This window comes from Chloroflexota bacterium, from assembly GCA_009840355.1.
Lineage (GTDB): Bacteria > Chloroflexota > Dehalococcoidia > Lucifugimonadales > JADFKI01 > Bin90.
Genome location: VXNZ01000025.1, coordinates 86,486 through 99,374 on the forward strand (window position 1 = coordinate 86,486; position 12,889 = coordinate 99,374).

Consider the following 12,889-nt stretch of genomic DNA (forward strand, 5'->3'; position numbering starts at 1 on the left):
CATATTGACCTTTTACCTTCCCTTCCCCTCGCTGAGGCTGACAGGACTAGGCAAATGGTGCAATTGAAGGCGGAAGGCACGCCGTAAGTAGGGGCGACCGGCCGGTCGCCCCTACGAACGAAATCAAATTTTTAAATTTTTGACAAAGACAAAGAGTATATTATTTATAGAACGATTGATTGACATAATGGTTTTCATGTTCGCGCAGAAGCGTCAGCTGGCGCAGTACCCTGTCCTGAGGCAAGCCGGGCCATTGCATGCGGAAGATAATGTAGTTCGCGCCTAGTTCGGATTCATAGCGGCGTATTTCGTCCACGATGTCGCTCGGCGAGCCTATCAGGAAGCGGTCGCGTGCCAAGTCCTCAAACGGCACGCGGAAGCTCTCCTCACCGGGCAGCGCCTTGTCCTGCCCCCACGATGCGTAAGCAGCGTACTTGCTTTCGAGATACGGGCGGCTCTCGGCTATCGCAGTCGCGCGGTCTTCGGCGACATACATTTCGCGGAACATCGGCATTGCGTCCGGCGCAGTCTTCCCTACCCTGTCCAACTCGGCATTGTACACCGCAATCTGCCGGTCAATAGTGGACATCGTGGCGTGTGGGTTGATAAACCACGGATTGCCCCAGCGAGCGGCGCGGCGAATGGCGACATCGTTGTTCGCCGCAACCCATATCGGCGGGTGCGGCTTGCGTGTGGGACGCGTTACGGGCCGCACTTTGGGCAGCCGATAATACTTGCCGTCATACTCCACCTCGTCTTCCGTCCAGAGCAGCTTCATCAATTCAAGCGATTCGCGCAGCCGTCCTACGCGCTCGTTGGACTTGATACCGAACGCGGCAAACTCTTCGTCGCGATAGCCCAACCCGACACCGAAGATAAAGCGTCCATTGCAGATGGCGTCCATCGTGGCGACATTCTCAGCGATGTCAACCGGGTTGTGCAGCGGCACGAGTATGACGGCGGCGGCAATCTCCATATCGCCGGCGTCCGCAGCCATGCGCGCTAAGAACGGTAGCGTCGCGGGCTGTGCGTACGGCGCGGACAGGAAGTGCTGGCCGGTACAGATGAGGTCGAAGCCGGCATCGCGCGCAGCGCGCACCTGGGCTACGCTGTCGTCAATCTGCCGGGCGAGCGATTCTTCGGGCGATATTTGCACCCCTAGGAATATGCCGAATTTCATGGTTTCGTCCTTTCGGGTTCGTTTCTACCCTTACATGGGATAGATAGGATGGAGAGGATATTCACCTCCATCCTAACCTTCCCCCTTGATGGGGAAGGGACTTAGGCTATCGCCGGCCGAATTCGCGTTCTAGGCGGCTGCCGCTCAGGTGGATTATAGTTGGGCGGCCGTGCGGGCAAGTGTGCGGCTGAGCGCACTGCTCCAACTGCCGTGTCAAAGCGTTCATCTCTTCGTGCGTCATGACTTTGCCCGCTCGAATGGCTGAATGGCATGCTAACGAGTGCGCAGCATGGTCCATCCATGACTCCACTACACCGCCCTGCGCCATTTCGTCCAGAAAGTCAATGAAGGCCTTAGCCGGGTTTTCGCCCGCAAGTATGGTTGGAACGCCGCGAATGACATACACACTGCCGCCAAACGGCTCCACTAGCAGCCCAAGATTGGCGAATAACTGCATGTGCGTCTGCGCTAATTCCTGCTGCTTCGGGTCCAGCTCGACCGTGAGTGGCTCCAGGAGGCTCTGTGATTGCGGCTCGCTGGCTGCCGCGTCCGCCTTAATGCGCTCGTACATCACGCGCTCGTGCGCCGCATGTTGGTCGATGAGATACATGCCGTCCGGACCCTCAGCCACGATGTAGGTGGACTGCACCTGTCCCAGAACGCGTAGCACCGGGAGCGCCTGTCTGGGTGTCAACGCCGAATCTGCCTCGTTCACGGAAACATCGGGCGGCGCGACCCCGTCGTCCCTTTGTTCTACGCTGCCAGGGTCGCGTTCGAACGGCTCAATGGGCCAAAAATGACGGTTCGACCGGCCCGACTCTGCCGGATACGGATATGAAGCCGGTGGGTAAGACTGCCCGACTCGGCGCATCGCCGGCACTGGCGAGTGTGCGGTCAGCGTTTGGCGCACTGCGCGTTGAATCGCGGAGAACACTCTGTCTCCGTTGCGAAAGCGCACCTCGGTCTTGGACGGGTGCACATTCACATCGACCAGATCGTAGTCCAGTGCGATGTTGACGACCGCGAGCGGATAGCGCCGCTCCATCATGAAGCCATGATACGCCCGCTCCAGCGCGTACGACAGCATTCGGCTTTGCACCCAGCGGCGATTAACGAAGAAGCTCATATAGCCGCGATTTGCTCTGTTGAGGTTAGGTTGGCTGACCATACCGCTGACCACACTGATGCCCGTCCGTTCGTCTTCACAATCAATATCCAGCATTGATTCGGCGACACTCAAGCCGTGAACGGCCGCGACCGCCTCGCGCAGGCTTCCGCTGCCGGGCGTGAGCACCGATTTGCCGACTGACTTCAGGGCAAAGCGCACTTCGGGATACGCGAGAGCGTAGCGCGTAACGAGATTCTGTATGTGCGAAGTCTCGGTGGCGTTGGTTCGCAGGAACTTGCGTCGGGCAGGCACATTGCGGAAAAGCTGCCGCACAGTCATCACTGTGCCGGACGACGCACCCTGACGCTGCTTGTCAACTATGCGCCCTTCGTCCAAGTCGAGGCGCGTGCCGGATTCTTCATCCACATGCCGCGTTACGACAGAAATGCGCGCGACAGACGCGATGCTGGGCAATGCCTCGCCGCGAAAGCCGAGTGTAGGAATGGCTTCCAAATCGGATGCGCCCGTGAGTTTGCTGGTGGCGAAGCGCTGGAATGCCAATTCCACTTCTTCGTGGGGAATGCCGTGCCCGTTGTCCGCGACCCGAATCTGCTCTACGCCGCCGCCGCTAATTTCCACCGAAATTTCGGTCGAGCCGGCGTCGAGCGCATTTTCCACAAGCTCCTTGACGACCGATGCCGGTCGCTCGATAACCTCGCCGGCGGCAATCATCGAGGATACTTTGTCTGGGAGTTGTCGTATCGGCATTATCCTTCGTCCTGCGCGCGCCGCCTGCCGCCACGATACGCCTTGTGGTCGGACTTGCCGCGCTCTGCGACATCGCAAATCGTCTGATAGATTTCGTCCATCTCGTTGTCTTTGGCGTTACGGAAGTAGTACGGCCGGCAGATAAAGCCGCCGAAGTGCCGCACGATTTCCGGATGGTCGTCGATGATGAAGTCCGGCGGCGTAAAGACACCAAGCCCGGGCAAAGCCGCATCAAAGTCTTCAAGCGGCTTCTGGAAGACCTTAGTAACATAGTCCGCAAGGCCGAAGCGGCGCACTTCCGCAGTGCGAATGCCCACGCCCGACCAGATAAAGACCTCGTGTCCGTCCGCCACCAGTTTGCCGAAAGTTTCGGCGGTATTGCGGCGCAGGCTGCCATCCGCGCCCATGATTGTGTAATCCACGTCGAAGAATATGTTCATGGAAAGTTTGTAGTCTTTAGTGATTAGAGGTTAGCAATTAGTTGTCGCGCCAGGCATAGGGAAATATACCGCCTAGCATCATATAATATCATGGCTGGGATATGGCAATGAATGTCTTATGCGCGTAACTTTTCGCAATGCTCGATGCGGCAGCATAAACCGACTGTTCAGAATAGACAATCACATTATGGGCAACAAACCAGTATGGCAACTAGCGCAAACGGGCTGGCATTCAACAGCGACGGAAATAAGATATTCTCCGACACTCCCATACCACCGGGCGAGCATTTAGAAGAAGAGATAGAGTACATCAGGATGACGGAGCGGAGCTTGCCGACAGGCTGGGCGTTTCAACATAAGTGGTGGGGGAAATAATCAGAGGCGAAACGCAGGTGAGGTGATACCGACGCGTGTCGCAGAACGGGAACGGTAGGCAGCAGATCGGAGTGTGGAGAGCGTCCCGGTTCGCTCGTGAGGAATCATGATAAACTTCGCCTATCGTAACCTTAATCAATACAGTTCGGGTTGAGCAGTTATGCCGGTCACAGCGCGTTATCAGAATTCGTGGACAGAGCGCAACATTGACGCAGTTGCGCATTGCTTTGACCACGCCTTTGCGAATGTCTTGGAAGCAGAGTTCAAGCGGATTACAACTGATATGAGTCCGCCCGATATTGTCAGTTACGTGAATAGGTCAAGAGTCAGCATAGACCTTCTCAAGAACAGTGGAAATTCACCCGACTATCAGAATCCGATGGTCGCATTGCAATATGTGCTGCGATACCAATTAAGTCACATCAATTTGGCTTATTCTCTGATCAAGAGCACCCAAACTGAGAATGAAGCTGCAAACATGGACGATTTACAAGTAGTGGACCTTGGAGCTGGCTCTTTATCTATGGCTTTCGGCTTGGTACTGGCAGTGGCGGACGCTCTGGAATCGGGCGTACAAGTTAAGCAAATACGAATGGATTGCATCGACACATCAACGACTATGATGGATTTAGGCGTCGAATTGGCGAATGCCTTTTACGCTCGTGCTAAAAGGGAAGATTTAGAACCGCTGGTTCAAGCTTTCAATCGCGTGAAAGTTGAGCGGTACACTGACTGGCGTAGTGTGAACAGACTTGACGACTACCACGGATATTCCAAATACTGGCTAAGTGCATTGCACACCTTTTACGATGAATCAGAGGCCGATATCTATACGGCGCTATCAGACATGAGCAGTGGCTCTGAGCCGATTGAGGTATTTATTACATGTCACTCCGGTAAGGCTGATATAGTCGAACGAGTTTGGCCTCGAAATGTTACCCCATACTACAAGTGTATAGACCCAATTTTGAAGTTTACTGGTGACATAGAACATAGCCATGTCGGGAAGGTAGCTATTGACAACGGTTTGTGGCAGTCACACTGGGGACCGCGTATCTTTGGTGGCTTCAAGACTGGAGACTTAGTAGCTTTCACCACTAGCAGAATGTCAAACATAGATGAGCAAGACATACCCATCACTCGCCTTGAGCAACTAGCCTTATTGGATGCCGACCTTGCCATAAAGATCAAAGAATTACAGCAACATCGGAATAAAGTTCGCGCAGACATCCGAGATGCCATTGGCGATGACCCGTGCGAATACATCATAGAAGGCACAGAAACTAATATGACGACAACTATCAAACTGACTCAACATGAACGGACATCTGTCAATCGCAATCTCCTAGAATCGCTTGCTGTGGAACGATTTGGAGACGCTGGAAACGAACTTATAAGAGATAGTATAGACACAAAGCAATTGACAAGATTGCAAATCAAAGTTGAAAATTGACACGAGGCACTATGTGAAAACACTGGTACCGCATCCTTGGACAGGCTCACATGACTCAATCCACACCAGCAGACGATACTCCCCTGCAGCAGTCCCCTCCGAAAATTGGACAGGCGAACATATCTTATTCGCCTACAAGGGATATTCTTACACGCGCTACCGGCTTCATGGACGCCTACGACTTCACGCTGAATCCGTACAGCGGCTGCTCGTTTGGCTGCTCATACTGCTACGCTGCGTTCTTCAGTACGACCGCCGACGAGCGCGACAATTGGGGCAAGTGGGTTCGCGTCAAAGACAATGCAATTGACCTAATGCGAAAGAAGATAAAGGGCAAGCACAAGGACAAGAACGGTAATTGGAAACCGAACAACGAAAGCCTCATATACATGAGCAGCGTTACCGACCCGTATCAGCCAATCGAGCGCAGGTTAGAGTTAACACGCGGCTTGTTGAAGATTCTGGCAAGCCAAGATGAGCCTCCTCAAGAGATAGGAACTACGAAGGCGCTCTTTGAGTTGAATGCGCCGTACAAGACTGATGAAGCACGCCACAAGCCCAAGCTCGTGGTGCAGACGCGCAGCCCTGATGTCGTGCGCGATGTTGACTTGTTTCAGCAGATTGAAGCCAACGGCGGGCGCGTGCAGGTGAATATGACCGTTACCACCGACGACGAAGACATACGGCGCACATTCGAGCCGTTCTGTCCGTCCAATATGGCGCGGCTTAAGGCAATAGGCGAGGTTAGCAACGCTGGCGTACAAACCTGCATCACGATGACGCCGTTGCTGCTTGTCAGCCAGCCTTACGCCTTCGTCGAAAGCCTGCTAGATACTGGCGTCGAGAAGTTCATCGCCCAGCCATTCCACTTCGCGCGCGGCAAGTTCGTTGCAAGCACGCGGGAAAGAGCATTCGACATGATGGCGGAAAAACTCGGCTGCGCCCGCTCGGAGTTTCAGCGCACATACATGGAACACTACGACCAAGTATTCGCCGTACTGCGCGACGGGCTGCCTAATTTGGGTGAAGGCAAGGGCGGCTTCAAACCTCCTTTCCAATAGTACAATAGCCTTTTGAATTAGGAGACCCTACATTGTGGAATAGACCAACACTACACGATGTCATAGACGCGCGGGGACGTATTGCGCCGTATATCACGCGCACTCCCCTGCACCACTACCTTTCGCTCGACAAACTGCTGGATGCCGAAGTTTGGGTGAAGCACGAGAACCACCAGCGTCTTGGCGCGTTCAAGATGCGCGGCGGCATCAACCTGCTGTCGCGCCTGTCGGACAAAGAGAAGGGGCGCGGTGTCATCACGGCGTCGTCCGGCAATCACGGGCAATCCATCGCATACGCGGCGGGCATTCTGGGCATCAAGTGCATCGTCTGCGTGCCGGAAGGCGCGAACCCCGGCAAGGTGGCGTCCATCGAAAGCCTAGGCGCGCAGGTCATTCACCACGGGCCATACTTCGACATGTCCAACGAATACGCGCAGCGGCTTGCCAAGGAAGAGGGCTATCGTTATGTCCACGCGGTCAACGAACCTTTGCTCATCGCGGGCGTCGGCACATACACGTTGGAGATTATGGAAGACCTGCCCGATGTGGACTACATCATCGTGCCTCTTGGCGGCGGCAGCGGCGCGTGCGGAGCTTGTATCGCTTCTAAGAGCGTCAACCCGAATGTGAAGGTTATCGCAGTGCAGGGAGAGCGAGCGCCGGCAGCTTATCTGTCGTGGAAAGCCGGCGAAATCGTCCAAGCGCCAATGGAATCGAAGGCGGAAGGCTTGGCAACGGGGCAAGGCTTCGAACTGACGCAAGGTATATTGCGCGATATGCTGGACGACTTCGTTCTGGTGTCCGACGAGGAGATGGAACGCGCAATCGTGCTGCACTTGGAGCACACGCACAACCTAACCGAACACGCGGGGGCGGCGTCCCTGGCAGGCGCGCTGAAAATCAAGGACAGGCTGCGCGGCGAAAAGGTCGCGCTAGTGATGAGCGGCGGCAACCTGTCGCTGGAACACCTGCGGGCGGCATTGCAAGCGTAATCGAATAGCGCGGCGACTGGCGATATATGGCTGAACATCGCTGAAAATCAAGGACAGGGCTGCGGCAAAAGGGCCGCGGTCAAGTCCTAGCATGTGGTGTGAGAAGTCGTCAATATTCCTACTGCCTGCCGCGCCACTTTAACTTCTCCACTGTATAACTTTCGTATCACGCAAGATTCCTCAGCACAGCCATCACTTGCGGCGCAGACTCTCCACCGGCGGCGATCGCGCGTTGAGCGGGGATCGGGCACTTGCGCCAACGCCCCAAGCAGGCTTTCTCCCAATCCTTCCGTACTCATAGCCCCAGCCTAACACTTGTCGGAAATAGCCGAGAGTCCTTGAGAGTCGCATCCACCATGATTGACGATTGACGGCATTCGCAATAGAATGTAGGCAGAACACTTGCTTATCGACATGAGCAGATCAGCCAGGAGGCAGCTATGGCGCGAGTACAACCTGAACCACTAAGCATAACCATCACGCCGGACGCGGCAGAGCATGTGCGGCAGTTCGCAGTGGATATGGGTAAACCCGGCTGCAATCTGCGCGTTGCCGTCAAGGGCGGCGGCTGCTCCGGACTCACCTACGACCTCGACCTCGTGGACAGCCCCGGCGAAAACGACAAGATTATCACCAGCCACGGGTTGGAGCTTTATGTGGACAAGAAGTCGTACATATTCCTCGCCGGCACGGAGTTGGACTACTCCGGCGGGCTGAACGGCAAGGGCTTCGTCTTCAACAATCCCAACGCGAAGACCGCCTGCGGCTGCGGCACATCGTTCAGCGTCTAGGGACGGACAGAGGGCGCTGCCCAGTGATAGATTGATATTCGGGACCGCCTCTTGGCCGGAGGCGGTCTGTTCTATTTCAGGAGGATATAGCGATGGCGCAGAGTGGAACGCTTGAAATGCCGGCAGCCGTCTATTCTACGGTGCGAGAAGAGTACGACGCCCTGACTAAAGGCGTCGCTCTGGTTGATCGTTCGCATCTCGGGCGGCTGAAGGTGAGCGGCGCGGACGCCATAGACTTGCTCAATCGCCTGTCAACAAACAAGCTAGACGATCTCGCAGTCGGCGATGTGATGGGCACCGTCTTGACGACAAACAAGGGACGCATCATCGATTTGCTCTATGTCTTGCGCCAAGACGACCACCTGCTCGTCATAACCGGTCCCGATACCTGCCAGAGGGTCGCCGAGTGGATCGACTTCTACACATTTATTGAAGATGTCGTTGTGGAAGATGTGTCGGACAGCACCGCAATACTCTCGCTCGTCGGCGCGAGTGTGCCGCACAAATTTGCAGGACTCTCCGATGTCCCACCGTTCAGTTCCGTTTCAGATTCATTTGGCAACATTGACACACTCGTACTTCGCACAGACTTCCTCGGCGGGTTCGCCTGCGACCTCATCGTTGCCGCAGAAGATGAAGAAGCGCTATGCGCGACGCTGACAGAGTTCGGCGCGCTGCCGGTTGGTTCGGATGCGCTGGAAGTTACGCGGGTTGAGCGCGGCGTCGCCGGATATGGCAGCGAACTCTGCGAAGACTACAACCCGCTAGAAGCAGGACTGATAGACTTCATCAGCTTCAACAAGGGCTGCTACATCGGGCAAGAAGTCGTCGCGCGCCTGAACACCTACGACAAAGTGCAACGAAAACTAGCCCGCCTATCGATGCAATCCAGCGTTCCCGAACTCCCATCCGACCTTCTGCACGACGGCAGAAAAATCGGCGCGCTCACCACAGCAGTCGCCCGGCACGACAGTGACGGTGTCGTCGGATTGGGGTATGTCAGAAATGCGTACGCCGAAGTAGGCGAGAGGCTGCTGACGGCCGACGGCAATGAAGTCGTCGTAGAACGCGTGCCGCAAGCCAGGGAAGAGTAATTATGCCGGTCGTCAGCCTGTCTAGGCGTCAGTCAATCATTGCTTCTATGAGAACGGCGCTATGCGCGGCGCGGGCTAGGTCGTCTGTGTTCAGCGTCACGTCGGCATTCAGTCGGACATAATGATATACGGCATCCTGTGGGAAACGGCGCAGGTAGATTTCAAGTGCGGGGCGGACGGTTTCGGGATCGTCGAATATGGCGATCGCCATACAGGATACGGTCTTGCCGGCAACATGCAGCGTAACTCTTGCGCCGCCTGCCATGTTGCGCCACCATCGCGTTCTCTGCGATGTGAAGCAGCGTATCGTGTCCTCGCTCCGAATGTATCTCACAGGCGTCGTATAGATGCACCCGCTGCCGCGCCCTGTGAATGTAAGCAGCATGATGTTGCCGCTGAACAGGAAATGCAGGGGAGATTTGAGCACGAGCGCCATCAGAGGATTGATGACCGCGAACCACTTTCTGCCGAGTCTCATAGTCAAGCCAGCAGCGTATATCCTCCGTCCACTACGATGACTTGTCCGCGAATCATCGCCGCGTCTTCGGTGCAGAGGAATGCTACTACTCGGGCGATGTCCTGCGATCTTACTATGCGGCCGACGGGCGTGTTACGGCCGGATTCGAGCATGCTTTCGCGGTTGGGGAAGTGCTCTAGCGCGCCGGTTTCTACATAGCCGCCGGAGACTGCGTTCACCGATATGTTCTTCGGCGCGAGTTCCACGGCTAAATAGCGCGTGAGCGATTCGAGTGCAGCCTTTGATGTGCCAACGGAGAAGTAATACGGCAGCACCTTGTGCGAACCCTGACTGGTGATGTTCACGATGCTGCCGCCATTGGGCATTATCTTGGACGCTTCGATGGAGCACAGCCACGGCGCTTTGGCATTCACGTTCAGCGTCCAATCCCAGTGCTTTTCCTCAAGCTCGGACGCAGATCGCTGCACGCCGGATGCCGCGTTGTTCACCAGCACGTCTATGTCGCCGTAGGTCTCACGCACCTGCTCGAACAACTCGCGAATCTTCTCCGAATCGCCGAGATGGGCGCGCACTCGCAGGCAGCGCACGCCGAGGGCTTCTATCTCGGATTGCGTCTCTGCGGCTGCCTTGTGGCTGCGAATATAATTGAAGGCGATGTCCGCGCCGCGCGCCGCGAACTCCATCGCGATCGCTTTGCCGATGCCCCTAGAGCCGCCGGTCACCAGAACCGTCTTGCCTGCGAAATCTGCCCTGTCCATCGCCGTTCCAAGCCGACTTGAATCTCACGCTTGTATCGCTGCCGATATAGCCCGGCCGATATAGCGCAAGCACACTATATCGCCATACCGCCATCGACGCTGATAATCTGACCTGTAACGTAGCTCGCCTTCTCGCTGGCTAGGTAGCCGACCATGTTCGCAATGTCCTCAGTGTTGCCGAACTTGCCCTGCGGAATCCAAGTCATAATCGTGTCTTTCTGCCGCTGCGTCAGCCCCGCCACAGTCTCCGTACTGATGTAGCCCGGAGTTACGGCGTTGACCGTGATGTTGCGTGTGGCGACTTCTTTAGCGAGCGACTTCGTGAATCCGATGATGGCGGCTTTGGATGACGAGTAGTTCGTCTGGCCGACATTGCCGCGAATGCCCACGACCGAACCAATGTTGATGACGCGCCCCCAGCGTTCCCTGACCATGTGCCGCAAAGTCGCGCGCGTGCAGAAGAATGTGCCGTTGAGGTTGACGCCCATGACGCGGTGCCACTGCTCGTCGGACATGCGCATCAGCAGCCCGTCGTTGATGATGCCCGCGTTGTTCACCAGAATGTTCACACCGCCCCACTTGTCGTTGACCTTGTCCACCATCGCATTGACATGATCGAGGTCGCTCACATCAGCATGCACCGCGAACGCATCGCCCCCCATCTCGGTTATGGTTTGCACGACCTCTTGCGCTTCGGACTTGGACGAGTTGTAGTTCACCGCGACATTGACGCCCAGCCGGGCGAGTTCGAGGCTTATCGCCCTGCCAATGCCCTTCGATGCGCCGGTTACGAGTGCCGTCTTGCCTTCAATATCCGAGATGCCGTCGATGTCCGAGTTGCTCAATTTGGCTCCTGCCTATCAGTCATTTGCAATGGTGTCGTCGGAAGAATGGCGCGTGCGAGATGTCTAATTGTCTTGCACTCTGCCGAAGACCTCTGCCATTTCCTCGTTCAGCTTGGGGATAAAATCGATGTCGTGGGCGAACTTGGCGGTGGCGATCGCGCGCTGCACAGCGACGGCGTCCCCCGCACCGTGTCCGACTATGCTGATGCCGTTTACGCCGAAAATCGGACCGCCGCCGGCCGACCCAACGATGTTGGTCAGACCGCGAAGTTCTTCCAACACGGCGTCAACTTCCGCGTCTCCAAACTTGTCTCGCAACGCATTGTTCAGGTGCGAGGACAGCGCGCCGCCAAGCCCCTCGGTGAGCTTCATCACTATGTTGCCCACGAAGCCGTCGCACACGACCACTTCCGCCTTGCCGGCTGCTAGGTCGTCGCCCTCGATGTTGCCGATGAAGCGCAGTCCGCTCTTTTCGAGCAGTTCGGTCGCCTCGCGCACTTGGCGATTGCCCTTGCCCGCTTCCGCGCCAACGCTGAGTAACGCGACACGCGGCTCGCCGATGCCCCAGAACTGCCGCGCGAACACATCGCCGATGACCGCGAAACTGAGCATCTGCGTAGGGCGGCAATCAACATTCGTGCCAAGATCGATGATGAATGTGTTGGGCGACACGCCAACGACCGGTCCGCCGAGCGCCGGGCGGTCAACGCCTTCGGACAGCCCGAGTATCACCGCCGCCGACGCCATCGTACCGCCGGTCGATCCCATAGAGACCGCCGCGTGTGCCTTGCCCTGCTTCACCAATCCGGTCGCAACGATTATGGACGCGCGCGGCTTTTGCCTGAGAGCCAACGCAGGCGCTTCGCCTTCGACTATTACGCCCTCCGACGGCACGGGCATAATCGGCAGATTCGCCGTGTCGTGCTTGGCAAGCTCAGCCTGCACCTGTTCAGGATCGCCGACAAGCAGTATCTGCACGCCACCTTGTTTCGCCGCCGCTACTGCGCCTTCAACCACTTCGGCGGGCGCGTTGTCGCCGCCCATAGCGTCAACGGCTATGCGAACCGGCATATCTGTTGTGGTCAAGTCATACTCTCCTGTGGCGTTAGGCGCCGTTCGCGATACGCACGACCGCGTTTCCGTTGATTGCGATGTCTCCGTTGTCTTTGCGCACGCCGACGGCACAGTTCAATTCCCGCGCATCGTCGAATTCGCTGACCTTCCTGACACTGCCGAATGTCGCAATGGTCTCGCCCGGATATACCGGACCGCGAAAGCGCACCTTCAGGCTGCCGCTGTTGAGCCAGTCCTCGCCGAATGCCGTCGTCAGCATCTCGGATATGGACGCGAGAATCATCATACCATGCGCGATTGTGCCGTCGAGCGTCGTGCCGCCGAAGTCAGCACCGGCGGCAAACTCGGCATCGAGATGTATCGGGTTATGGTCGCCCGCCGCGTCCGCGTATCGCGCAATCTGCGGCTGCGTTATCGTCTTTTCAATTATGGGCAGCGTGTCGCCTTGCTGCATTTCCTGTCCATTCTACGG

13 protein-coding genes are annotated in these 12,889 nt (G+C 56.6%); 5 read left to right on the forward strand and 8 right to left on the reverse strand.

Going from position 1 to position 12,889, the window contains the following annotated elements; all coding sequences use genetic code 11:
* Positions 1-160: 160 nt before the first annotated feature.
* From F4X57_07370 to F4X57_07380, 3 genes are all read right to left on the reverse strand, one after another.
* Positions 161-1,180: an LLM class flavin-dependent oxidoreductase gene (locus F4X57_07370; GenBank protein MYC06976.1), complete on the reverse strand. Its 1,020-nt coding sequence runs from the start codon at positions 1,178-1,180 to the stop codon at positions 161-163.
* Between the two features lie 106 nt (positions 1,181-1,286).
* Positions 1,287-3,056, reverse strand: a complete 1,770-nt coding sequence (gene mutL, locus F4X57_07375; GenBank protein MYC06977.1) for a DNA mismatch repair endonuclease MutL — start codon at positions 3,054-3,056, stop codon at positions 1,287-1,289.
* Positions 3,056-3,496 carry a hypothetical protein gene (locus tag F4X57_07380; GenBank protein ID MYC06978.1) on the reverse strand — a complete coding sequence of 147 codons (441 nt, stop codon included), beginning with the start codon at positions 3,494-3,496 and terminating at the stop codon, positions 3,056-3,058. The genes mutL and F4X57_07380 overlap by 1 nt, the downstream gene beginning before the upstream one ends.
* A gap of 535 nt (positions 3,497-4,031) precedes the next feature.
* Between F4X57_07380 and F4X57_07385 the strand changes: the two genes are divergently transcribed.
* The 5 genes from F4X57_07385 (at position 4,032) to F4X57_07405 (ending at position 9,262) form a co-directional block, all read left to right on the forward strand.
* A complete protein-coding gene (locus F4X57_07385; protein MYC06979.1) occupies positions 4,032-5,324 on the forward strand; it encodes a hypothetical protein in 1,293 nt (430 codons plus the stop codon).
* Between the two features lie 119 nt (positions 5,325-5,443).
* The gene (locus F4X57_07390) at positions 5,444-6,385 is read left to right on the forward strand and encodes a radical SAM protein (GenBank protein ID MYC06980.1); all 942 of its coding nucleotides are present in this window, start codon (positions 5,444-5,446) and stop codon (positions 6,383-6,385) included.
* Between the two features lie 32 nt (positions 6,386-6,417).
* Complete coding sequence (locus F4X57_07395; GenBank protein MYC06981.1) at positions 6,418-7,377, forward strand: threonine/serine dehydratase; 960 nt, start codon at positions 6,418-6,420, stop codon at positions 7,375-7,377.
* Positions 7,378-7,817: 440 nt separating this feature from the next.
* Positions 7,818-8,168: an iron-sulfur cluster assembly accessory protein gene (locus tag F4X57_07400; GenBank protein ID MYC06982.1), complete on the forward strand. Its 351-nt coding sequence runs from the start codon at positions 7,818-7,820 to the stop codon at positions 8,166-8,168.
* A gap of 92 nt (positions 8,169-8,260) precedes the next feature.
* On the forward strand, positions 8,261-9,262 hold the full coding sequence (locus tag F4X57_07405; protein ID MYC06983.1) for an aminomethyl transferase family protein: 1,002 nt from the start codon (positions 8,261-8,263) through the stop codon (positions 9,260-9,262).
* Between the two features lie 28 nt (positions 9,263-9,290).
* Here the strand turns inward: F4X57_07405 and F4X57_07410 are convergent, their stop codons facing one another.
* The 5 genes from F4X57_07410 to F4X57_07430 all read right to left on the reverse strand — a co-directional run bounded on the left by F4X57_07410 (position 9,291) and on the right by F4X57_07430 (position 12,871).
* Positions 9,291-9,740 (reverse strand): nitroreductase family deazaflavin-dependent oxidoreductase, encoded by a 450-nt coding sequence (locus tag F4X57_07410; GenBank protein MYC06984.1) that lies wholly within the window; start codon positions 9,738-9,740, stop codon positions 9,291-9,293.
* A gap of 2 nt (positions 9,741-9,742) precedes the next feature.
* Positions 9,743-10,498, reverse strand: a complete 756-nt coding sequence (gene fabL, locus F4X57_07415) for an enoyl-[acyl-carrier-protein] reductase FabL (protein ID MYC06985.1) — start codon at positions 10,496-10,498, stop codon at positions 9,743-9,745.
* A gap of 74 nt (positions 10,499-10,572) precedes the next feature.
* Positions 10,573-11,310: a 3-oxoacyl-[acyl-carrier-protein] reductase gene (gene fabG, locus F4X57_07420; GenBank protein ID MYC06986.1), complete on the reverse strand. Its 738-nt coding sequence runs from the start codon at positions 11,308-11,310 to the stop codon at positions 10,573-10,575.
* A gap of 96 nt (positions 11,311-11,406) precedes the next feature.
* Positions 11,407-12,429: a phosphate acyltransferase PlsX gene (gene plsX, locus F4X57_07425; protein ID MYC06987.1), complete on the reverse strand. Its 1,023-nt coding sequence runs from the start codon at positions 12,427-12,429 to the stop codon at positions 11,407-11,409.
* A 19-nt stretch (positions 12,430-12,448) separates the two neighbouring features.
* Complete coding sequence (locus F4X57_07430; GenBank protein MYC06988.1) at positions 12,449-12,871, reverse strand: MaoC family dehydratase; 423 nt, start codon at positions 12,869-12,871, stop codon at positions 12,449-12,451.
* Between the last annotated feature and the right edge of the window lie 18 nt (positions 12,872-12,889).

Bases quoted from the DNA above. Each gene is read 5' to 3' on its own strand.
- F4X57_07370 (MYC06976.1), bottom strand. From the start codon at position 1,180: ATGAAATTCGGCATATTCCTAGGGGTGCAAATATCGCCCGAAGAATCG.
- mutL (MYC06977.1), bottom strand. From the start codon at position 3,056: ATGCCGATACGACAACTCCCAGACAAAGTATCCTCGATGATTGCCGCC.
- F4X57_07380 (MYC06978.1), bottom strand. From the start codon at position 3,496: ATGAACATATTCTTCGACGTGGATTACACAATCATGGGCGCGGATGGC.
- F4X57_07385 (MYC06979.1), top strand. From the start codon at position 4,032: ATGCCGGTCACAGCGCGTTATCAGAATTCGTGGACAGAGCGCAACATT.
- F4X57_07400 (MYC06982.1), top strand. From the start codon at position 7,818: ATGGCGCGAGTACAACCTGAACCACTAAGCATAACCATCACGCCGGAC.
- F4X57_07405 (MYC06983.1), top strand. From the start codon at position 8,261: ATGGCGCAGAGTGGAACGCTTGAAATGCCGGCAGCCGTCTATTCTACG.
- F4X57_07410 (MYC06984.1), bottom strand. From the start codon at position 9,740: ATGAGACTCGGCAGAAAGTGGTTCGCGGTCATCAATCCTCTGATGGCG.
- fabL (MYC06985.1), bottom strand. From the start codon at position 10,498: ATGGACAGGGCAGATTTCGCAGGCAAGACGGTTCTGGTGACCGGCGGC.
- F4X57_07430 (MYC06988.1), bottom strand. From the start codon at position 12,871: ATGCAGCAAGGCGACACGCTGCCCATAATTGAAAAGACGATAACGCAG.